This window comes from Kitasatospora papulosa (assembly GCF_000717245.1).
Classification (GTDB): domain Bacteria; phylum Actinomycetota; class Actinomycetes; order Streptomycetales; family Streptomycetaceae; genus Streptomyces; species Streptomyces papulosus.
Genome location: NZ_JNYQ01000001.1, coordinates 379,148 through 400,790, shown reverse-complemented (window position 1 = coordinate 400,790; position 21,643 = coordinate 379,148). Strand labels below are relative to the sequence as shown.

Annotated in this window: 14 protein-coding genes, 1 tRNA gene and 1 pseudogene; 8 read left to right on the top strand and 8 right to left on the bottom strand. The window is 73.6% G+C overall.

Going from position 1 to position 21,643, the window contains the following annotated elements; translation table 11 throughout:
• Positions 1-15: 15 nt before the first annotated feature.
• The 5 genes from IA22_RS0101695 to IA22_RS0101675 all read left to right on the top strand — a co-directional run bounded on the left by IA22_RS0101695 (position 16) and on the right by IA22_RS0101675 (position 9,079).
• Positions 16-1,389, top strand: a complete 1,374-nt coding sequence (locus IA22_RS0101695; protein WP_030122535.1) for an FHA domain-containing protein — start codon at positions 16-18, stop codon at positions 1,387-1,389.
• An 83-nt stretch (positions 1,390-1,472) separates the two neighbouring features.
• Positions 1,473-1,877 carry a globin gene (locus IA22_RS0101690; RefSeq protein WP_015577180.1) on the top strand — a complete coding sequence of 135 codons (405 nt, stop codon included), beginning with the start codon at positions 1,473-1,475 and terminating at the stop codon, positions 1,875-1,877.
• Between the two features lie 149 nt (positions 1,878-2,026).
• Positions 2,027-5,353, top strand: a complete 3,327-nt coding sequence (locus IA22_RS0101685) for an FtsX-like permease family protein (protein ID WP_030122534.1) — start codon at positions 2,027-2,029, stop codon at positions 5,351-5,353.
• A 1-nt stretch (position 5,354) separates the two neighbouring features.
• Positions 5,355-8,126: an FtsX-like permease family protein gene (locus tag IA22_RS0101680; protein WP_030122532.1), complete on the top strand. Its 2,772-nt coding sequence runs from the start codon at positions 5,355-5,357 to the stop codon at positions 8,124-8,126.
• The gene (locus IA22_RS0101675; protein WP_015577183.1) at positions 8,123-9,079 is read left to right on the top strand and encodes an ABC transporter ATP-binding protein; all 957 of its coding nucleotides are present in this window, start codon (positions 8,123-8,125) and stop codon (positions 9,077-9,079) included. Before IA22_RS0101680 ends, IA22_RS0101675 begins: the two co-directional genes overlap by 4 nt.
• An 82-nt stretch (positions 9,080-9,161) precedes the next feature.
• Here the strand turns inward: IA22_RS0101675 and IA22_RS0101670 are convergent, their stop codons facing one another.
• The 7 genes from IA22_RS0101670 to IA22_RS0101640 form a co-directional block, all read right to left on the bottom strand.
• Complete coding sequence (locus IA22_RS0101670) at positions 9,162-9,857, bottom strand: DUF8010 domain-containing protein (protein WP_014156230.1); 696 nt, start codon at positions 9,855-9,857, stop codon at positions 9,162-9,164.
• A complete protein-coding gene (locus IA22_RS0101665; RefSeq protein ID WP_014156229.1) occupies positions 9,854-10,276 on the bottom strand; it encodes an acyl-CoA thioesterase in 423 nt (140 codons plus the stop codon). Before IA22_RS0101665 ends, IA22_RS0101670 begins: the two co-directional genes overlap by 4 nt.
• Positions 10,277-10,281: 5 nt before the next feature.
• Positions 10,282-11,946 (bottom strand): energy-dependent translational throttle protein EttA, encoded by a 1,665-nt coding sequence (gene ettA, locus IA22_RS0101660; RefSeq protein WP_014156228.1) that lies wholly within the window; start codon positions 11,944-11,946, stop codon positions 10,282-10,284.
• Between the two features lie 207 nt (positions 11,947-12,153).
• A complete protein-coding gene (locus IA22_RS0101655; RefSeq protein ID WP_030122530.1) occupies positions 12,154-13,572 on the bottom strand; it encodes a Cys-Gln thioester bond-forming surface protein in 1,419 nt (472 codons plus the stop codon).
• A 248-nt stretch (positions 13,573-13,820) separates the two neighbouring features.
• On the bottom strand, positions 13,821-14,246 hold the full coding sequence (locus IA22_RS0101650; protein WP_015577187.1) for a single-stranded DNA-binding protein: 426 nt from the start codon (positions 14,244-14,246) through the stop codon (positions 13,821-13,823).
• 143 nt (positions 14,247-14,389) lie between these two features.
• On the bottom strand, positions 14,390-16,339 hold the full coding sequence (locus tag IA22_RS0101645; protein ID WP_030122529.1) for a YfjP family GTPase: 1,950 nt from the start codon (positions 16,337-16,339) through the stop codon (positions 14,390-14,392).
• Positions 16,336-17,979 carry a GTPase domain-containing protein gene (locus tag IA22_RS0101640; RefSeq protein ID WP_014156224.1) on the bottom strand — a complete coding sequence of 548 codons (1,644 nt, stop codon included), beginning with the start codon at positions 17,977-17,979 and terminating at the stop codon, positions 16,336-16,338. Before IA22_RS0101640 ends, IA22_RS0101645 begins: the two co-directional genes overlap by 4 nt.
• A 319-nt stretch (positions 17,980-18,298) precedes the next feature.
• Here IA22_RS0101640 and IA22_RS0101635 point away from each other — a divergent pair.
• Positions 18,299-18,371, top strand: a tRNA-Arg gene (locus IA22_RS0101635).
• 132 nt (positions 18,372-18,503) lie between these two features.
• On the opposite strand, the gene IA22_RS0101630 is transcribed toward IA22_RS0101635, so the two are convergent.
• Positions 18,504-19,304 carry an HAD-IIA family hydrolase gene (locus IA22_RS0101630; protein ID WP_030122528.1) on the bottom strand — a complete coding sequence of 267 codons (801 nt, stop codon included), beginning with the start codon at positions 19,302-19,304 and terminating at the stop codon, positions 18,504-18,506.
• Between the two features lie 120 nt (positions 19,305-19,424).
• On the opposite strand from IA22_RS0101630, the gene IA22_RS0101625 reads away from it, so the two are divergent.
• Together IA22_RS0101625 and IA22_RS37430 are read left to right on the top strand one after the other, a co-directional pair.
• Complete coding sequence (locus IA22_RS0101625; protein WP_030122527.1) at positions 19,425-20,690, top strand: phosphoribosyltransferase family protein; 1,266 nt, start codon at positions 19,425-19,427, stop codon at positions 20,688-20,690.
• A gap of 203 nt (positions 20,691-20,893) precedes the next feature.
• Positions 20,894-21,358, top strand: a pseudogene (locus IA22_RS37430) (GNAT family N-acetyltransferase); the annotation flags it as partial.
• Between the last annotated feature and the right edge of the window lie 285 nt (positions 21,359-21,643).

Below are 21,643 nucleotides of genomic sequence, written 5' to 3'. Positions count from 1 at the left end.
GGAGGAAGCGCCGACATGCCGACCTGCCCGAACGGACACCAGTCGGGTTCCGAGGACTGGTGCGAGGTCTGCGGACATCGCATGGCCGGGACGGGCGCGCCCGCGGGCTCGGTCCCGCCGCCGCCTCCTCCCCCGCCCGCGCGCGGTTACGGCTATCCGCCCCAGGGCGGGGAGCCGACCGCACAGGCCGAGCTCTGCCCGCAGTGCCGCACCCCGCGTGAGGCGATGGCGCCGTTCTGCGAGGAGTGCCGCTGGAACTTCCTCACGAACACGGCGACGTCGTACACCCCGCTGGCCCCGCAGGGCGGGACCGGTGCCCCTCCCGGGCTGAACCTTCCGCCCGGCTTCCAGGCGCAGCAGGGACCGCCGCAGCCGCAGCGGGACTCGTTCGAGTACCAGGGCTCCCGGCCTTCCCAGGTGAACCGGCCGGCCGAACCGCTCTCGCCCGAGCAGGGTGAACGCCCGGGTCCGCCGCCGCCTCCGCCGTCCTTCCAGCAAGGGCCGCCGCCCCCGCCTGCGTTCCAGCAGCAGTCGCCGTCCCCGTTCGGTTCGCCGGGCCGGCCCGGTCCGCCCGGTCAGCAGGGCCCGGATCAGCCGGGCCGGAGCGCGCAGGGGCCCGGCCCGGGCGGCCCCGGTGCGGATGGTCCCGGCCCGCAGGGCCCCGACCGGTCCGGCCCGCCCTCGCCGTTCGAGTCCTCGCGGCAGGGGCCGCCGCCCCCGTCGTTCCAGCAGCAGTCCGCGCCGCCCGCGCCCCCGCGGCCGCAGGCGCCGGGGACCGGTGGGGGTGACGACTGGATGCTGCCGCCGCCTTCGCAGCAGCAGCCGCCGGCCGCCTTCCAGCAGGGCCCGCAGGCTCCACAGGGCCCGCAGTCGCCGCAGGGCCCGCAGGCTCCACAGGCATCCCAGCCGCCGCAGCAGCAGTTCCCCGGCCAGGGCCCGGGCCCCGGTCAAGGCCCCGCCCAGGGCGGACCGGAGCAGGGTCCGGGCAGCTGGACCGCCGTGATCGCGCCGGATCGTGACTACTTCCTGGCCATGATGCAGCGCAGCGGTCCCGAGGCGACGGGGCTCAACCTGCCCGCGTACTCCCCGGAACAGCGCCTCGCCCTCACCGGCGGCCAGATCACCATCGGCCGCCGGCGGCACAGCACCGGCGAGTCCCCCGACATCGATCTCGCCGTACCGCCGGAGGACCCGGGTGTCTCGCACCAGCACGCCGTGCTGGTGCAGCAGCCGGACGGCGGCTGGGCCGTCGTCGACCAGAACTCCACCAACGGCACCACGCTCAACGGTGCCGAGGACCCGATCCAGCCGTACGTCCCCGTCCCGCTCCAGGACGGCGACCAGGTGCACGTCGGGGCCTGGACGACGATCACGGTCCGTCGCGACTGATCTCCGGGCGCCCGGTGCACGTCCGTACGGACCGGGGTCCTAGGACCCCGGTCCTCGGCCGGTGCGTCTGCGACGATGGACGGGTGACTGAGATTCCGCGCGACACGCTTCAGGAGCAGACCTTCTACGAGCAGGTCGGCGGCGAGCAGACGTTCCGGCGCCTGGTGCACCGCTTCTACCAGGGCGTCGCCGACGACCCGCTGCTGCGTCCGATGTATCCCGAGGCCGATCTGGGCCCGGCGGAGGAACGGTTCGCGCTGTTCCTGATGCAGTACTGGGGCGGTCCGCGCACCTACAGCGACCGGCGGGGGCACCCCCGGCTGCGGATGCGGCACGCCCCGTTCCAGGTGGACCGGGCGGCGCACGACGCCTGGCTCGGTCACATGCGGGTGGCGCTCGACGAGCTCGGGCTCTCCCCCGAGCACGAGCGGCAGTTGTGGGACTACCTCACCTACGCCGCCGCCTCCATGGTCAACACCGCGGACTGAACCTGTGTGCGGAATCCGGTACTCCCCGGCCGCATAACGGTCACGATCCCATCAAGGTGCGCCCACGGGCGGTTTCCAGCAGCAGGTGCACTCTGAAAGCATCTGTTGTACGCCGGGGGGCGTGCGGCTGCTGAGGTTCGGGGGATCAGGTGACGGGGTTCGTCCTTCTGCGGGTGCGCGCGCACCGGCTCCTGCTCACCGCAGCCCTGCTGGCCGTCCTGCTGACCACCTGTGTGCTGGCCGGGCTCACCGCGTTCTCCGGCTCGATGGGTGACGCCGCCCTGCGGCACACGCTCACCCACCGCTCCGCCGAACAGGCCGCCCTCCATGTCTCCGCCGACGTGGACCGCGAGGAGCGCGCGGAGGCCGACTCCGCGGTGCGCCGTGCGGCCCGCGACACCTTCGACGGACTGCCGGTGACCGTGCGGAAGCTGGAGAGCTCGGGTCCGTACGCCCTGCCCCGCGAAGTCCGGGCGCCCGCCGCGCGGCGCGGCCAGCCCGACCTGACACATCTCGCCTCGCTGGACCGCAGCCGGGTCCGCCTGGTGGCGGGACGCATGCCGGACGCCGGGGCCGGGGACGCCGAGAAGCCGGTGCAGGTGGCGCTGCCGCGTACCGCCGCCGAGGCGCTGGACCTGGAGCCGGGTTCCCGCCTCACGCTCACGGACCGGCTGAGCGAGACCCCGCTCCGGGTCGAGATCACCGGTCTCTACGAGGCGTCCGACCTGGACGACCCGTACTGGCGGCTGGACCCGCTCGGCGGGCGCGGCGCCCGCAAGGTCGTCTTCACCACGTACGGACCGCTGCTGGCCGACCCGGCCGTCGTGGGTTCCGGGCGGGTGAGCGCCGGACCGGTGTCCTGGCTGGCGTCCGCCGACTTCCGCACCGTGACGACGGACCGGACCGAGGCGCTGCGCCGGGCGTCGGCGGACGGCCCGGGGAAACTGTCCGACTCGGCGGTGTTCGGGGACGGGGCCACGGTGCGGACCTCGCTGCCGACCGTCCTCGACCAGATCGAGCGGGCGCTGCTGGTGTCGCGTTCGACGATCATGATCGTCGCCGTGCAGCTGGTCCTGCTCGCCGCGTACGCCCTGCTGCTGGTGGCCCGGCTGCTGAGCAGCGAGCGCGGCGGTGAGACCGAACTGCTGCGGGCCCGGGGCGGGTCCAGGGGCCGGATCGCCGGGCTGGCCGCGGTCGAGGCCCTGCTGCTCGCGGTGCCCGCCGCCGTCGTCGCGCCGCTGCTGGCCGGTCCGCTGACCCGGCTGCTGGCGGACCGGAGCACGCTCGGCCGGATCGGGCTGCGGCTCGACGGCGGGGTGGACGGCACGGTCTGGCTGGTGGCCGGCGCCGTCGCGCTGGCCTGTGCGCTCGCCGTCGTCGCCCCCGCGCTGGCGGCGGGTGCGGGAGAGCGCCGCGGCGCCCGGGCGGCCGCGCTGCCCACCCCGGTACGGGCGGGCGCCGACATCGGCCTGCTGCTGATCGCCGGGGTGGCGTACTGGCAACTGGACCGGCGGACCGGGGCGTCCGGCAGCGGTGCGCTCAGCGGCGACCGCGAGGGCGAGCTCGGCATCGATCCGCTCCTGGTCGCCGCTCCGGCGCTGGCGCTGCTCGCGGGCACCGTGCTGACCCTGCGCCTGCTCCCGCCGGCCGCCCGGCTCGCCGAGCGTCGTGCGGCGGGCGGCCGGGGGCTGTCCGCGGCGCTGGCCGGCTGGCAGTTCAGCCGCCGGCCGCTGCGCGGCGCGGGCCCGGTGCTGCTGCTGGTCCTCTCGGTCGCGATGGGCATGCTGGCCATCGGCCAGAGCGCGTCCTGGGACCGTTCGCAGGGCGACCAGGCGGACTTCAGGTCGGGCGCCTCGGTGCGCATGGTGGGCACGCTGTCCGGCGATCCGGCGAAGGCGGCGGCGTACTCGGACCTGCCGGGCGTACGGAGCGCGGCCCCGGCCTACCGCACGACGGCCGATCTGTCCGGCGGCCGGACGGCCGAGGTGCTCGCCCTGGAAACCGCGCACGCGGACGAGCGGATGCTGATGCGCGCGGACCTCTCCGGTACGGCGCCGCAGGAACTGTTCGACGCGATCGCTCCACGGAGCACGCCGCGGACCGGGGTCGTCCTGCCCGAGGGCAGTGAGCGGGTGCTGTTCGACGTGCGGGTCCGTGACACCACGGCGCCGGACGGGAGGTCACCGTCGGGCGCGAAGGGCATGGTCAGTGTGGTGCTGGAGGACCGTTACGGCCTCGGCTACCGGGTGGGGGCGGGCAGCGTCCCCGTCGACGGCCGTGCGCACGGTCTGTCCTTCCCCGTCTCGGCGTCGGGCGGCCTGGCGGTGACGGGCTTCGAGCTGGACAGCGACGTGCCCGAGGGCCGCGCCGAGACACGCGTGGTCTCCCTGACCGGGCTCCGGGCCCTCACCGCGCGCGGGGACGAGCAGTCGGCCGCCGCCTCGGACGGGGTGCGCTGGCAGGCGAAGGCGACCATGGCGGCGGCCGGGGAGGAGCAGGCCGCGGAGCCGCCGGGGGCGGTGACGGGCTCGGGTGCCTCACCGGCCTTCCGGTACGAGACCGGTTCCGTCCCCGCGGACGGCGGTTATCACGGCGACCCGGTCAGCACGCTCCGCGTCACCGCGGTACGCCCGGCGGCGCCCGCGCTCAACGCCGTGGCCACCGACGCGTATCTGAGGTACGCGGGCGCCGGGACGGGCCAGGAGGTCGACCTCACGCTGGCGGGCAACACGGTCCGGGTCACCCTGGTGAAGGCCGTGCGGGAGCTGCCGACCACCGGCCCCGGGGCGGTCTCCGGAGCGCCCGGGGGCGTCTCGGCGGACTCGTCCGCGAAGCCGGGCGGCGGTCTGCTGCTGGACCTCAGGGCGGTGTCGGAGGTGCTCGCCCACCGGGAGGGCGCCGCGCTCGCCCCCACCGAGTGGTGGCTGAGCACCGCACCCGGTGCCGCTGCGCGGGTGGCGGCGGAGCTGCGGGCGCTGCCCGGCACGGATCCCGCGCAGGTGCGGGTGCGGGACGAGGTGGCCAGGGAGCTGGCGGACGACCCGCTGGGGGCCGGGCCGCAGGCCGCGCTGCTGGCCGTCGCCGTGGTGGCCGCGGCACTCGCGGCGGTCGGGTTCGCCGTCGGGCTCGTGGGCGCGCAGCGCGAACGGGCCGCCGAGTTCGCGGTGTTGCGGGCGCTGGGTGCCCCGCGCCGACGGCTGGCGCGGATGACGGCCGCCGAACAGGGCGTGCTGATCACGCTGGCGCTGCTGATCGGCCTCGCCCTCGGGGCGGTGCTCACCAGGGCCGTCGTACCGCTGGTCGTGCTGACCGGGCAGGCCGCGCGGCCCGTGCCGGACGTGCTGGTGATGCTTCCGGCGGGCCAGGTCGCGGTCCTGCTCGCCTCGGTCGCCGCACTGCCGCTGCTGATCGTCGCGGTGCTCACACTGCGCCGCGGCGATCCTGCGGTGTCGCTGCGCCACCAGGGGGACAACTGACATGAACGCCGCCAAGATCCAGGCCGCCTGCGCCCCTTGGGTGCGTACGCGGCTGCGCACCGCCCCCGGTGTCTCCGCCGCCCTGGCCGTCCTGGTGTTCCTGACCGCGTTCCTCGCCGCAGTCTTCCCGCGCTCCGTGGACGCGTACGAGACGAGGGCGCTGCGCCACGACGTCACGGCCGCCTCCCCGGGACAGAGCGTGCTCGAGGTGACGACACTGCCGCCCCCGCTCGGCCTGGCTCCGTCCGTGCGTGAGTCCGCGATGCGGGAGAAGGTGCTGGCCCGGGCCCACGGTGAGCTGATCGGGGCGCTGCCCGCCCCGGTGCGCGCGGACGTGCCCGCGTCCTCGTACGGGGTGCACACCACGAAGCCCCTCGTCGCGGACGAGCCGTGGCTGCCCCGTCCCGACGCGGTGCCGCCCCGGCTCACCTATGCCGCGCCCTCGGCGCTGCAGGAGCACAGCACCCTGCGTTCGGGGCGCTGGCCCGTCGCCCGGGACGCGGTGACGCTGGAGACCCGCGAGGTGGAGGCGGCCGTCACCGAGGAGACGGCGGGCGAGCTGAAGATCGAGCCGGGCTCCACCGTCGCGGTGCCCACCACCACCGGTACGCCGCTGACCGTGCGCGTCACCGGCATCGTCACCCCGTCGCAGCCGAGGAGCGGCTACTGGGCGGTCGACCCGCTGTTGCGAGCCCCCTCCCTGGTCAGGGACCCCGGGTCGCCGACGCCGGTCTTCTACTGGCGGGCCACGCTGCTCCTGGCCCAGGACACCGGCCCGGCCCTGCTCGCCACGACCGGTGAGCCGGAGATGTACTGGCGGCTCGCCCCCGACGCCACGGGGCTGACCGCCGCCGACGTGCCCGCTCTGGAGAGCGGCATCGCGGCCGTCGAGAACGGCCCCGGACTGCTGGAACTGCGCGACATCGCCGGGCCGAACACCACGCTCACCACCGGCCTCGACGCGATCCTCGGCGCCTACTCCTCGACGCGGGCCGCCATCGGGCCCGTCGTCACCGTCGCCGCCGTGGGCATCGGGGCGGTGGCCGCCGTCGTCCTGCTGATGACGGGCGGTCTGATCGGCACCCGCCGCCACCACGAGCTCGCCCTGCTGCGGTCCCGTGGCGGGTCCCTGCGGGGCATCGGCGGGCGGCTGCTGGCCGAGACGGCGGTGTCCGCCGTTCCGGCGGCGGCGCTGGGGCTGGCGGCGGCCGTCCTCCTCGTCCGGGAGGCGCGTTTCCTGCCGGCGCTGGTCGGCGCGGCGGCCGTCGGGGTCCTCGTCTGCGTGGTGCTGCCGCTGCGCACGACCCTGAACCACCGCAGGCCGGTGCTGCACGGCGCCCGCGACGACGTGACGCACGCCAGGCCCTCCCGCCGCCGTACGGTGGCCGAACTGACCGTCCTCGTCCTGGCGATCGGCGCCGTCGCCGCGCTGCGCCGCCGCGGCACGTCGACGGGATCGGGGGCGGATCTGCTGGTCAGCTCCGCACCCGTCCTGGTGGGGCTGATCGCCGCCCTCGTCCTCGTGCGGCTGTACCCGCTGCCGCTGCGGCTGGCGGCGCGCCCCGTGGCCCGGATGCGCGGAGCCGTCGGATTCCTGTCGCTGGCCCGCGCGGGCCGCGCCTCGTCGAGCGGCACCCTTCCCCTGCTGGCCCTGCTGATCGCCCTGACCACGGCGGCGTTCGGCGGCTCGGTGATCGCGGGGGTCGCGGACGCGCGGGACGAGGCGGCGCTGCGGGCGGTCGGCGCGGACGCCAGGATCAGCGGGGAGGGCGCGCTGTCCCCGGTCTCCGACGGCTTCCTGCGACAGGTGCGGGACGCGGACGGGGTGAAGGACGTCGCACCGGTGCGCATCGAGTACGGGACGCCGCTGGCGGCCTCCGCGGACGTCCGGTCGGACACGAAGCGCGCCGCGCTGGTGGGGGTCGAGCCGGATTCTTACGCGCGCCTGGCTCGCGGTACCGGGCTTCCGGCCTTCCCCGTCGCCTCGCTGGGGAGCGGGCCGGGGCGGGACGGGGCGCTTCCCGCGGTGGTCTCGCCCGGGCTGGCGGAACGGTTCGGCGACCGGCCGCACACCGTCCGGTCGGAGGCGGGGGACATCACGGTGCGGGTCGCCGGGGTGCTTCCGCGCACCTCCGCGGTGACCGACTCGGAGTTCATGGTCGTCGACGCGCGGAAGCTCGCGAAGCCGGGCGCCACGACGCTGCTGGTCACCGGTTCCTCGCTCGACGGACGGCAGCTGCGGGCCGCCGCGCGGGAGGCCGGACCGGAGTTCGGCGTGCGGCTGCGGTCGGCGGAGCGGGACAGGTTCGTCGACACCCCGATGCAGTCGGGCGCCGAACGGATCTACGGAGCGGCAGTCGTGGCGGGTGCGGGATACGCGCTGCTCGCCGTACTGCTCTCCCTGTTGCAGACCGCGCCGGAGCGCACCACGCTCCTGGCCCGGCTGCGCACCATGGGGCTCACCACCCGGCAGGGGCGGCGCCTCCTCGCGTTCGAAGCGATGCCCCAGGCGCTGCTGGCGGCGTCCGGCGGGCTCCTCGTCGGCTGGGCGACCATCGCCCTGCTGGCGCCGGGTATCGACCTGGGGGCGCTGGCGCTGGCCGGCGGCGACCCCTCGGCGCAGCACACCGCTTCGCTGCGGGCCGACCTCCCGTCGCTCGCGCTTCCGGCGGTCGGCGTGGTCGTCCTCGCCGCCGCCGTCGCCGGCGTCCAGGCGTGGTGGGCGAGCCGCCGTGGCTCGGTCAAGGAACTCAGGGCAGGAGACACCCGGTGACATCGTCGACAGAGACCACGCTGGCGGAACTCGAGGAGCGCGCCGCCGCGCGCCGGGACCGGCCTTCCTACGGGCACGACGCCCTGATCGCCTGCGACCGGCTGGTCCGCATCTTCTCCACGGACGGCGTGGAGGTGCAGGCGCTCCAGGGTCTCGACCTCCTGGTCACCGAGGGCGAGCTGATGGCCCTGGTGGGCGCCTCCGGCAGCGGGAAGTCGACGCTGATGAACATCCTGGCGGGTCTGGACGTCCCGACGGCGGGGTCGGCGAAGGTGGCGGGCTGCGACCTGCTGGCGATGGGGCAGAAGGAGCGGCTGCGCTACCGCAGGGACGTCGTCGGTTTCGTCTGGCAGCAGACCTCCCGCAATCTGCTGTCGTATCTGACCGCCGCCCAGAACATCACGCTCCCCATGCAGCTGCGCGGCGGCGGCCGGAACCGTGAACGGGCGGCGCGCGCCGAGGCGTTGCTCTCGATGCTGGACGTCGCGGACTGCCGCGACCGCCGCCCCGCCCAGATGTCCGGCGGTCAGCAGCAACGGGTGGCGATCGCGGTGGCGCTCGCCAACAACCCTTCGGTGCTGCTCGCCGACGAACCGACCGGTGAGCTGGACTCCGCGACCGGTGAGCAGGTGTTCGCCGCGTTCCGCCGGGCCAACGAGGAGCTCGGCACGACGATCGTGATCGTCACCCACGACCAGGCGGTGGCGAGCGAGGTGCGCCGTACGGTCGCGATCCGCGACGGGCGTACGTCCTCCGAGGTCCTGCGGCGCACCGAGGTGGACGCGGCGACGGGGCAGGAGTCCCAGGTGGCACGGGAGTACGCGATGCTCGACCGGGCGGGCAGGCTCCAGCTGCCCGCCGACTACACCGAGGCGCTGGGGATGGAGCACCGGGTGATGCTGGAGCTGGAGCAGGACCACATCGGGGTGTGGCCGGACGCGCCGAAGGAGTAGGCCCGGCGGCCGGACGCACCGAAGGAGCAGGGGCGACCACGGAGGCCCGTGGCCGGTTGCTCCGGCGGGAGGGAGCCGGTCCTCAGACGGTCCCGACCGTCACGGCGAGCGTGCCGAGGCCGCTGCCCGTGCCCCGCAGGGCGATCGAACCGAACGGCGTACGCAGCCGGAGCCAGGCGCCCGCGGTGAGCAGCGCGACCGGGAGATCGGGGGCCGGGCGGAGGAAGCCGAGGGACTGCGCGGCGTGCACCGCGCGGAGCGGCAGCTCCGTGTCACCGACGGTGCGGGACCAGATGTCGCGGCCTATCAGGTCGCGCTCCTCCCGGGTGCGCCGGTCCTCGGGCAACGCCGCGTCGCGGGACCGGAACTCGGCCACGGCGTCGGCGAGCCGGGTGCGGAGGTCGACCGGTCCCGGCAGCCCGGGGCGTTCCCGCCAGCCGCCACGCGGCGGCAGCATCCCCGCCCACGGCGGGCCGGTCACGGCGGACGGGAGGGCGCGCACGCCGGCCCCGCCGTCGGCGTCCTCCGTGTCCAGTGATTCGAGGAGTTCGCCGGCCGAGACCGTGACGTCGAACTCGTGGGTCTCCGACAGCCGGGCCGTCCGGATCGCGAGGACCTCGAACGACGGCGGCCTGCCGAAGACGGCCAGTGCGCCGCCGCCCGCCTGGAGGCGGACGGCGGCGGCCCGGTCGTAGTGCAGCAGCCGGCGGAGGAAGGCGGCGAGATCCACCGCCTCCCTCACGTCGGCGAACCGCGGGGACCGTACGGGCACTGTCATGCGACGGCGGGCTCCTGGTCGAGGTACTCCTGCAGGAAGAGCTTCTCCTCGGCCGTGATCCGCCGGGGCCGTCCCGCCGCCAGGTCGTAGGGCACGACGACCGTCGACGCCCTGACGTAGACCTGCTCGGGGTCCTTCACCTCGTAGGCGATGGTGAGTGACGCGGCGGTCATCTTCGTGACCCAGGACTCGATGGTCACCGGCGCGTGCCGGTGCACCAGCGGGCGCACGTAGTCGATCTCGTGCCGGGCCACGACGGAGCCGCCCGAGAAGGACGGCGAGCCGTCCCCCGGCGCCAGCCGGAACATGAAGTCGATGCGTGCCTCCTCCAGGTAGCGGAGGAAGACCACGTTGTTCACGTGGCCGAAGGCATCCATGTCCGACCAGCGGAGCGGGCAGCTGTAGATGTGACGGGCCAAGTCGATCAGCCTCGCGTGAGCTTCTTGTAGGTGGCACGGTGCGGGCGGGCCGCGTCCGCGCCGAGGCGCTCGACCTTGTTCTTCTCGTACGACTCGAAGTTGCCCTCGAACCAGTACCACTTGGAGTCGCCCTCGTACGCCAGGATGTGCGTGGCGACGCGGTCCAGGAACCAGCGGTCGTGGGAGATGACCACGGCCGCACCGGGGAACTCCAGCAGCGCGTTCTCGAGCGAGGACAGGGTCTCGACGTCGAGGTCGTTGGTGGGCTCGTCGAGGAGCAGCAGGTTGCCGCCCTCCTTGAGCGTCAGCGCGAGGTTCAGGCGGTTGCGCTCACCACCGGAGAGGACACCGGCAGGCTTCTGCTGGTCCGGGCCCTTGAAGCCGAACGCGGAGACGTACGCCCGCGAGGGCATCTCGACCTGGCCGACGTTGATGTAGTCCAGCTCGTCCGACACGACGGCCCAGAGGGTCTTCTTCGGGTCGATGTTGGCGCGGGACTGGTCGACGTAGGAGATCTTGACCGTGTCGCCGACCTTGATGGCGCCGGAGTCGGGGGTCTCCAGGCCCTGGATCATCTTGAACAGCGTGGTCTTGCCCGCGCCGTTCGGACCGATGACGCCGACGATGCCGTTGCGCGGCAGCGTGAACGACAGGTCGTCGATGAGGACCTTGTCGCCGAAGGCCTTCGAGAGGTTCTCGACCTCGACGACGATGGAACCGAGCCGCGGGCCCGGCGGGATCTGGATCTCCTCGAAGTCCAGCTTCCGCATCTTGTCCGCCTCGGCCGCCATCTCCTCGTAACGGGCGAGACGTGCCTTGGACTTGGTCTGCCGGCCCTTGGCGTTGGAGCGGACCCACTCGAGCTCTTCCTTGAGCCGCTTGGCGCGCTTCTCGTCCTTGCGGCCCTCGACCTTGAGGCGGGCGGCCTTCTTGTCGAGGTACGTGGAGTAGTTGCCCTCGTAGGGCAGGGCGCGGCCGCGGTCGAGCTCGAGGATCCACTCGGCGACGTTGTTCAGGAAGTACCGGTCGTGCGTGACGGCGACGACGGCGCCCGCGTACTTCGAGAGGTGCTGCTCCAGCCAGTTCACCGACTCGGCGTCGAGGTGGTTGGTGGGCTCGTCGAGGAGGAGCAGGTCCGGGGCCTCGATGAGCAGCTTGCAGAGCGCCACACGGCGCTTCTCGCCGCCGGAGAGGTTGTTGACGGGCCAGTCGCCGGGCGGGCAGCCCAGGGCGTCCATGGCCTGCTCCAGCTGGGCGTCGAGGTCCCAGGCGTTGGCGTGGTCCAGGTCCTCCTGGAGCTTGCCCATCTCGTCCATGAGCGCGTCGGAGTAGTCGGTCGCCATCAGCTCGGCGACCTCGTTGAAGCGCTTGAGCTTGCCCATGGTCTCGGCGGCGCCGTCCTGGACGTTCTCGAGGACGGTCTTGCTCTCGTCGAGCTTCGGCTCCTGCATGAGGATGCCGACGCTGAACCCGGGCGAGATGAAGGCGTCACCGTTGGACGGCTGCTCCAGGCCCGCCATGATCTTCAGCACCGTGGACTTACCGGCACCGTTGGGCCCCACGACACCGATCTTCGCGCCGGGCAGGAAGTTCAGGTTGACGTCATCGAGAATCACCTTGTCGCCGTGCGCTTTGCGCGTCTTGCGCATGGTGTAGATGTACTCAGCCAAGAGAAACCGTCCGGCAGCAATAGAGGTGTGGGCAGATACACCCATCTTGCCTGACGTCCGTGCCCGGATGGAAACCCGTCCGGTCCCCGGTACGGGCCGGGCCCCTTTCCGCGGCCCTGCCGGAGAGGCCCGGGACACACGAAGGGCCTGGTACGGAGGTCCGTACCAGGCCCTTCACCGGCGCATTCCCGCTGCGCCTGTGCTCAGTCACTCACCGCTGGTCTGCGGCTTCTTCCGGCGGAGGAGGAAGACCGCGCCGCCGCCGAGGACGACGAGGGCGATGGCGACACCCGCGATGACGGGGGTGGCGCTGGAACCGCCGGTGGCGGCGAGGTCACCCTCGGTGGCCGGGGTGCTCGCGGCAGGCGCGGGCGACGGCTCGGAACCGGTCTGCGTCGTGGTGTCGTCACCCGGGGCGGGGGTGCCGGCGGTCTCGCAGTCCAGGACGCCCTTGAAGTTCTTGGTGAAGCCGCCGGGGCCGGTGATGGTGAAGTCGTAGGCCTCGTCCTCGCCGACCGGGACGGTCACCGTGCGGGTCTCGCCGGCCGGGATGGTGTGCTCGGTGCCGGCGAGCTCGAAGGTGAACGCCTCGTCACCGGTGTTGCTCGCGGTGATGTCGACGCCGCCCTTGGCGCAGTTCTTCTCCGCGGTCACCGCCGGGACGGCGCCCTTCTCGGCCCAGGTGGCGGTCGCCGTCGCGGAGACGGTCGACTCGCTGGAGCCGGCGAGGATCATGGTCTGGCTCTTGATGAGTCCGGCGAAGACCCGGCCCACGGGCACGGACGTGGTGGCCTGGACGGTCAGCGAGGCGGAGCCGTCGGTGGCGTCGTCCGGGACCGAGAAGTAGAGGTCGGAACCGTCGGCGGCCTCGGTGAGGGGCTTGCCGTCCTTGTCGGTGACCTGGACACCGCTGGCGGCGGCGTCGGCGGGCGGTGCCACCGAGACCTGGCCGGCGTCGGTGTGGACGGTGATCGGACCCAGCTTCTCACCGGCCTTGCCGGAGACGGCGGCCGGAGACAGTCCCACGGACGCCTTGGGCTCCGCGACGTTCTCGGCGTTCGCCTCCAGCCAGTCGGCGAGCTTCTCGGCGTTCTCGTCCTTGGCCGTCACGTCGGCCTTGTCCGAGAAGCGCCAGATGGCGACCTGGGTGCCGGCGGCAGCGGTCTTCGCGTCGAGCTGACCGGTGCCGGCCTCCTTGGCGAGCGCATCGAAGTCGTTGACCTGGGGGTAGGAGTGCTGCAGGATCCAGCGCACCTTGCCGGCGTCCGAGTTGGCGCCGAGCGAAGACTGGTCCCAGGGGGTCTCCAGGTACTTCGCGCCGTCCTTGGTGGGCGTGTGGAAGTCGATGCAGTACGTCTGGATCGTGCCGCCGCCGTCGACCTTCATCTCGAACAGGCCGGCGGGCAGCTCCTGGGGCTTCTTGCCCTTACCGGTGTTGAGCTGCGCGGTGCCGTAGGTCTTCAGACCGTCCAGTGTGGCGACCGCACCACCCTGGTGCTGACCCGACTCGTCCCCCGGCGCGGCCGAGGCGGCCGTCGCTCCGACGATCGTTCCCGCGGCGACCAGCCCGGTGGCCAGCATCGCGGCAGCCGCCCTGGCGAGACCGCGGCCCTTGCTCCGGCCCACTGGGGAGCCCTCCGTCGCCGCCGTCGACGACGCAGTGAACGCTGAAGACACAGAAATCACAGAATTCCCCTCCGGGCGAGGCCTTCACGCGTGGTGTGCGTGTGGGAGGTGCCTCGCCAGCAAACTCAAGTGCCGCATGAGTACGGGGGAATCGTAAGGAGCAAGTGGAGGCGAATCCCCCGTCATGCCGTCAGATAAGCATTCCGACTCGTAATCGTTATAGCCCTCTTCGGCGCGCCCCCTCCCCTTCAGGACACCGATGCCATTTCCGTGGCCGGTTTCTGACGGTGCGTAGGCGCAGTCAGAGCGGGATCGCCTCTGACCACCCGCCGGAACGCGGCCGTGCCCCTCGCCAGGTCGTGTCCCACCGCCACGGCGTCGATGTCCACGGAGGTCCGCCACACCCCGTCCCGCTCCTCCTCCCGCACCTTCAGACGGCCGTGGACGACGAGCGGCTCCCCTACGGAGACCGAACCGGAGAGGTTCGCCGCGAGTGTCCGCCGTGCCCACACCGTGTAGAAACCGGTGCTGCCGTCCGTCCAGACCTGCTGCTCCCGGTCCCACCGCCGGGGTGTCACCGCCAGCCTGAACCGCGCGGTCGACCCCGTCGCCGTCTCCCTGAAATCCACCGGAGTCGCCGCGTTTCCCACCAGCGTCACCATGGTCTCGTTCATTTCCCGTCCCCCGATTCCCCGCCGCATTCCGTCCGCTTCACCTCCCCGCGCCGACGCGGTACGGGGAGGTGCGGTCCCGCGCCTGAGCCCGGCCCGCCGGGACCATGCTGGACCGAATCGTGGAATCCCGCCGGGCCTGTGGATCACGCACCGGTTGTGGAAAACTCCGTCACCGCCACATAACGCTCCCGCACCTCCCGGTAGCGCGCCAGTTCCGCCGCCACCGGATCGAGGACCCTGGCCCTGCCGCAGCCTGCCGCCGCCTCGCGCAGGCGCCGCTCGGCCTCCTGCCCGTACCGGCGTGCCGGCCCGCGCGCCGCCGCCGCGCACGACCACTCCACGAGCGGTCCGCCGACCACTCCCGCCAGCATGACCAGCGCCGGGGTGAGCAGACCCGGTTCGATCACGCCCACGATCTGGCCGAGCAGCCACAGGCCCCCGAAGATCTGGAGCAACGTCATCGAGGCCTGCGCGAACACCGCCGCCGGCCACCACGCGGGGCGCGGCGGCCTGGTGCCCCGGCCCGCCGGGGCCCCGGCGACGGGCGCGGACTTCCCGCCCCCCGACGTGGAACCACGCTTCCCCAGCCCCGCAGCCGTGGCGTGTCCGCCCGGACCCACCGGAGCGGACCCGGTGTCCGTGTTCCCTCCACGGCCCCGGCCGCCTCCCGTCTGCGCGCTCCGTGACAGGTCGTCCAGTGCCTCGGGCAGCCCCTTCGCCCCGTTCACCGCCGCCTCGCGCACGGCCTGCGCCCAGGGTCCGGGCAGCCCGTCGACGGCGTCGTCCGCCAACTGCCGTACGGCCTGCTCCACCCGCTGGCGGGCGGTCAACTCCTCCTCCGGAGGGGCGAGTACCTGCGCCATCAGGTCGAGGCCTCCGAGCTGCCGGGTGGACTCGTACCAGCGCCAGAGCCGCAGCCAGGGCGTACCGCAGGCCCGGTTCGCGTTCCTGCGCCACTCGCGCTCCGCCGCCTGCCCGGCCGCCGCCGCGCCGACGGCCTCCGCGAGGCGCTCGGTGAACTCGTCACGGGCCCGCTCGCCGAGTCCGGGCCGCCCGTCGGCGACGTACACCGACCGGAGCCGCGCGGCGGCCGCGTCCACGTCGGCGGACAGCCTGCGCGCCGCCGCCGTGCGGTCCTGGACGAACCTGCCGAGCAGTTCGCGCAGGTCGCCCACCCCGGCCCCGGTGAGAGCGGACAGCGACATGACCGTGGCGCCGGGTTCACCGTGCTCCCCCACCGCCATGCCGTCCTCGTCGAGCAGCCGGCGCAGATCGTCCAGGACCAGGTCGGCGGCCTCGCCGGACAGCCGGTCGATCTGGTTGAGCACGACGAAGGAGATCTCGGCGTGTCCGGCGAGCGGCCGCAGATAGCGTTCGTGGAGGGCCGCGTCGGCGTACTTCTCCGGGTCGACCACCCAGATCACCGCGTCGACCAGGGCCAGCACCCGGTCCACCTGTTCACGGTGGCCGGTCGCCGCCGAGTCGTGGTCGGGCAGGTCCACCAGGACGAGACCCTGGAGTGCCTCGTCCACGGCCGTACCGCCCTGCACCGGCCTGCGCCGGAGCCGTCCCGGGATGGCCAGCCGGTCGAGCAGCCCCGCCGCGCCGTCGGTCCAACTGCAGGCGATGGGCGCCGAGGTGGTCGGCCTGCGCAGCCCGGTGTCGGAGATCTGGACGCCCGCCAGCGCGTTGAACAGGGTGGACTTCCCGCTGCCGGTGGCACCCGCGACGGCGACGACCGTGTGCCGCGCCGAGAGCCGCTGGCGGGCCGACGCCTCGTCGAGCACGCGCCCCGCCTCGGCGAGGGTGCTCCCGTCCAGCCGGGCGCGGGAGAGCCCCACCAGCTCGCGCAGCGCGTCCAGCCGGGGCCGGAGTGAGCTGCCGGACATCGCGTACGCCTCGGCCTCGGGCCCCGGTTCGTCCTGCGGGGGCCGCTCGGCCTCCAGCCGGTCCTGCGCGGCCTCGGCGGCGCGGCGGGCGATGAGCCCGTCGTCCCAGCGCCGCACGTCGCCGGCCGGGACCTCCACCGGCCCCTCGCCCTCGGGTCCGTGTCCTTGTCCGTGGTCCCGGCCCTGGTCAGTGACGGCAGTCATCGCTGCCACCTCTCCTTCTGCAGTAGGGACAGCGCGGCGATGAGTTCCGCCTGGGGTTCGGGGGCGACCTCGAGTGCGTCCAGCGGGGCGAGGCGGCGGTCGCGCTCACCGTGCATGACCTGGTCCAGGCAGCCGGTGAGCAGCGCCCCGCCCTTGTCGCGGAGACGCAGCGCCCCCTGGGCGCCGATCCGTTCGGCGAGCTGCTCCCCCGCACCCCTGGCGCGGCGGCCGCCGAGGAGGGCGGCGGCCAGGAGCGCCGCCACCGTCTCGGCGTCGGGCGCCGCATTGCGTTCGAGCAGCCGGGCCTCCTCCTCGGCGAGTTCCTCCAGGACCCGCCGCCAGCGCCGTACGGCCATGCCGATCCGGCCGTGGACGTCCTCGGCCGGGCCCCACCCGCCGGCCTCCCGGCCGGCGTCCTCGAACCGGAAGACCCCCGCGGCGGGCTCGCGCTGCCAGGTCGCGCGGATCTGCTCGTCGGAGGCCGCCACGGCGCACTGCAGCAGGGCCACCAGGCTCTCCACCAGCGCGTCGAGGAGTTCCCCCGCGGTGCTGTACAGCGGGTATCCGCGCCACCGGGTCCGGGCGCCGCCGGCCAGCACCGCGCCGTTGCCGAGCCGCCGCCGCACGCGCGCGAGCTCCTTCCCGTACGCCTCCTCGACCACGCCGGTGAGCCGCACGGCCGCCGCGTACTGCGCGGCCACCGCCCCGGCCAGCTCGGGCATCCGTACGTTGAGCGAGTCGATGACCCCGGTCGCGGTGCGCCCGACGGCCTGCTGGCGGGCCGCGGGGTCCTGCGCCCGGTGGGTGAGCCAGGCGCGCAGGGGCGCGACCGCCGTGGTGGGCAGCAGGCCGCTTCCCCCTCCCGCGGACTCGGGGAGCTCGGGGATGGTGAAGCGGGGCACGTCGCCGAGGCCGGCCCGGGTGAGCAGGGCGGCGTACTGCCGGGACACCTCGGCGATCACCTGGTGAGGCACCCGGTCCAGGACGGTGACCAGGGAGGCGTCGTACTCCTTGGCGGTGCGCAGCAGGTGCCACGGCACGGCGTCGGCGTACCGGGACGCGGTGGTCACCATCACCCAGACGTCGGCGGCGCAGATGAGCTCGGCGGCCAGCACGCGGTTCCGCACGACCAGGGAGTCGATGTCGGGTGCGTCGAGGAGCGCGAGCCCCCTGGGCAGGGTCGCCGCCGTCTCGACCCGCAGCACGGTGTCGTCCCGGTCGCCGTCGATCCCCAGGTGGTCGAGACCGTCCGGGTCCGGGACCTGCCCCGGCGGCAGCCACACCCGCGTCAACTGGGGCAGCACCCGTACCCCGGCGAACCAGTGGTGGTCGTCCGGGTGGCAGACGAGCACCGGGGTGCGTGTGGTGGGGCGCAGCACCCCGGCCTCACTGACCCGGCACCCCACCAGCGAGTTGACGAGCGTGGACTTGCCCGCGCCGGTGGATCCGCCGATGACCGCTAGCAGGGGTGCCTCGGGGTCCTTGAGGCGGGGGACGAGGTAGTCGTCGAGCTGGGCGAGCAGTTCGGTCCGCGTCTGCCGGGCGCGCGGGGCGCCCGGCAGGGGAAGTGGAAGACGCACGGCGGCGACACGGTCGCGCAGGGCGGAAAGTGCGTCGATGAGCTGGGGCCGTACATCCATGGTTACCACATGTGAAGAATGCCCAATTTTGAAGCCTTTTTGAAGCGTATAGGCCCCTCTGCGCGGCGAATCCATCCCGGGGGACAGAGGGGACGAGTGGGGCGCAGGCATAACGAGTGCACAACACCCGGGGCGCTGGGCGCGAAAAGCGATGCACGAATCGCACCTACCTGCGATTATCGGTTCGCTTCACCGAACCTCCACATCGTGCCACGCAGGTGAAGCAACCGGGACGGGGTGATCTGAGCCCTATCCTTGTCCCGGCAAGGTCCGCGGATGGCTTGAACCAGCGCCCTCCGGGGCACCAGGCCGACACCCGGCCCCCGTAGCTCAGTGGATAGAGCAGGCGCCTTCTAAGCGCTTGGCCGCAGGTTCGAGTCCTGCCGGGGGCGCTCCTACCGCAGCACGTCAGGCCCTCCCTCGGGAGGGCTTTCACGTGGCCCGCAGCACCGTAGCGAGCGCGGCGTAGCGACCGCGTAAGTAGCGCGGCCCGCAGACGCGTTCGGCCTCCGGAGCGGGCGGCGTCAGCTCCCCGGCAGGCCGAGCAGGGCGGGTATGTCCGCGAAGGAGTCGACCACGTGGTCCGGGGCACCCTCGGCGGCCGCGTGGGTCTCCGGCCGGTACTTGCCCGTCCTGACCAGTACCCCGGTGATGCCGTGGTGCTGGGCGGCCAGCACGTCCGTCTCGATGTCGTCGCCCACCATCAGCGTCCGGGCGGGGTCGGCGCCGAGGTGCGCCAGCGCCGCGACGAAGAAGGCTCCGGACGGCTTTCCGGTGACGACGGCCTCGGTACGCGCGGCACGCTCCAGGCCGAGGAGGAAGGCGCCGGAGTCGAGGTCGAGTCCGTCAGCGGTGCGCCAGTACAGGTTGCGGTGCATGGCGACGAGCACGGCGCCCTGCTGGACGAGGTGGAAGGCACGGTTGAGCGCCGCGTAGGTGAAGGCGGCGCCCGCGCCGCCGAGGACGACGACGTCGGGCACGGCGCCCTCGCCGTCCTCCTCCTCGACGAGGGGCACCCCGGACAGGTCGCCCCGTACGTCGCCGGTGTTGATCAGCAGGCAGCGGGCTCCGGGGTGCCGCTCGCGCAGATGGGCCGCGGTGACGGCGGGGGCCGTGAGGATGTCGTCGGGGCCGACGGGGAAGCCCGAATCCGCGAGCCGCCGGGCGATCGCGGCGCGTGTACGGGACGTCGTGTTGGTGACCAGCGCCAGCGGCACCTCCGCGGCCCGCAGGGCTTCCATGGCCTCGACAGCGCCCGGCAGCGGCTCCCAGGACACGGTGAGCACGCCGTCGATGTCGATCAGGACCGCGCCGATTCGCTCCATACGACCGACCGTCCCCGACTTGCCGAACCAGCGCAAATGGGATTGTTTCGAAGGTGGGGAATGTGCGTGCGTGTACCGCGCTCCCCCGCGGACGGAAACCTCTCCTGGAGGTGAGGGACCGTGCAGTTCACCGACCGCACGGACGCCGGGCGCCGGCTCGCCGTGGCTCTGCGGCACCTGGGGAGGCGCGACCCCGTCGTCCTCGGGCTGCCGCGCGGCGGTGTGCCGGTGGCGTACGAGGTCGCGCAGGCCCTGGGCGCCCCGCTCGATGTGATCGTGGTCCGCAAGCTGGGGGTGCCCTACCACCCCGAACTGGGGTTCGGAGCCATCGGCGAGGGCGGGGTGCGGGTCATCAGCGAGGAGATCGTCCGCCGGACCGGGGTCGGCGAGAAGGACCTCGTGACCGTGGAGCGCGCCGAGGCGGCGGAGCTCGTCCGGCGCGCGCATGCCTACCGGGAGGGGCGGCCCCGCCTGCCGCTGGAGGGGCGCGCGGTGGTCGTGGTGGACGACGGGGTCGCGACCGGGGCGACCGCGAGGGCCGCCTGCCAGGTGGTGCGGGCCCAAGGCGCCGCGTATGTCGTCCTGGCCGTGCCGGTCGCGCCGCCGGACGCCGCCGCCCGACTGCGTGAGGACGCCGACGAGGTCGTCTGCCTGTCCGCACCGGTCCTCTTCTCCGCCGTGGGTGAGTGGTACCGGGACTTCTCCCAGACCTCCGACGAGGAGGTGGTGGCCCTGCTGGCGCGGGCTTCCGCGGATGCCGTCACGGCCGAGGAGGTCGAGGTGGACGCGGGCGGGGTACCGCTCTCCGGGGATCTGGTGCTTCCCGCGGACGCCGGGGCGGTCGTGGTGTTCGCCCACGGTTCGGGCAGCAGCCGGCACAGCCCGCGCAACCGCTCCGTGGCCGCGGCCCTGAACCGCGCGGGCCTGGGGACGCTGCTCTTCGACCTGCTCACGCCCGGCGAGGAGGTCTACCGCGCCAACGTCTTCGACATCGGCCTGCTGGCAGGGCGGCTCGCGGACACCACCGACTGGCTGAGGCGACGCGTCCCCCTCCCGGTCGGCTCGTTCGGGGCGAGCACGGGGGCGGCCGCCGCGCTGCGGGCCGCCGCGGCCGCGGAATCGGGCGTCGGCGCCGTGGTCTCCCGCGGCGGGCGCCCCGACCTGGCGGGGGCCGACCTGTCCGGGGTACGCGCACCCACCCTGCTCGTCGTCGGCGGTGACGACACCACGGTGATCGATCTCAACCGGCAGGCCCAGGCCGCGTTGCACTGCGAGAACCGGCTGGAGATCGTCCCGGGCGCGACCCATCTCTTCGAGGAACCGGGCGCCCTGGAACGTGTCGCGGACCTGGCACGGGACTGGTTCACGGCGCATCTCCTGCGCTGACCGATCCGAGCCGGAAGCACCCTCCGGCGAGGCCGACGGACCTCGCCCCGCGGCACCTTCGGCGCTCCGGTACCGCGGCCTGTCCTCTCCGGAACGGTCAGGGACGGTCAGGGACGGGGAGCGGTGCGGTGACGCGGGTCCGGCTGATCGAGGGCACCGACCTCGCCGCGCACGCCGAGGGGATCCGGTAGGGGTACGCCCACGTGTTCGCGGCGCCGCCCTGGAACGAGGACCCGTCGGCGGGCGCCCTGTACGTCGAGCGGCTCGCCGACGACGCCGCGCGCCCCGGGTTCACCGCCGCTCTGGCGCTCGACGGGGCCACGGTCGGCGGCTTCGCCACCGCCTGGACCACGCCCGTCGTCTTCCCTTCCGGCCGCAGCTACGGGCATGCCGCCCAGGCGCTCGGACCCGACCGCGTCACGGCGTGGCTGTGCGGGGCCCTGGAGGTGGACGAACTGGCCGTCTCCCCCGGAGCGCGCGGCGCCGGACTGGGCGCGGCGCTGCTGTCCGCGGTCACCGGGGCCGCACCGGATGGGCGGTGCCGGCTGCTCACCTCCGTGCGCGCCGGGGCGGCGCTGCGTTTCTACCGGCGCGCGGGCCGGTACCAGGTCCAGGTGCCGGTTCCCGGCAGGGCGGGACTGGCCGTCCTTCCCGGACCGGCCCATCCGGCGGCCCCGGGCCTCGCCGACCGGGCCGAACGGGCGTACACGCGTATGAGTACAGCGATACGCGACCGTTATATGAATCGATTCAAGAGCCGAGAAGATAGTGGAACGCTCCGAAGACTGTCAAGGGTGCCCACCCATTCCCCCCATTCAGGTCGCGCAGGGCGCCCACTTCTGGAACTTCCCGCCATCAACCCATTGACTGTGCTCGCAAACCCCGTTTAGCTTCCGAGCAACCTGATTGAAACCTTTCACGGCGGGTGGTGCGGAACGGTCCCACCGCTGAGG

Coding starts and splice junctions, on each gene's coding strand:
- IA22_RS0101695 (WP_030122535.1), top strand. CDS start 16: ATGCCGACCTGCCCGAACGGACACCAGTCGGGTTCCGAGGACTGGTGC.
- IA22_RS0101680 (WP_030122532.1), top strand. CDS start 5,355: ATGAACGCCGCCAAGATCCAGGCCGCCTGCGCCCCTTGGGTGCGTACG.
- IA22_RS0101670 (WP_014156230.1), bottom strand. CDS start 9,857: ATGACAGTGCCCGTACGGTCCCCGCGGTTCGCCGACGTGAGGGAGGCG.
- IA22_RS0101650 (WP_015577187.1), bottom strand. CDS start 14,246: ATGAACGAGACCATGGTGACGCTGGTGGGAAACGCGGCGACTCCGGTG.
- IA22_RS0101645 (WP_030122529.1), bottom strand. CDS start 16,339: ATGACTGCCGTCACTGACCAGGGCCGGGACCACGGACAAGGACACGGA.
- IA22_RS0101640 (WP_014156224.1), bottom strand. CDS start 17,979: ATGGATGTACGGCCCCAGCTCATCGACGCACTTTCCGCCCTGCGCGAC.
- IA22_RS0101630 (WP_030122528.1), bottom strand. CDS start 19,304: ATGGAGCGAATCGGCGCGGTCCTGATCGACATCGACGGCGTGCTCACC.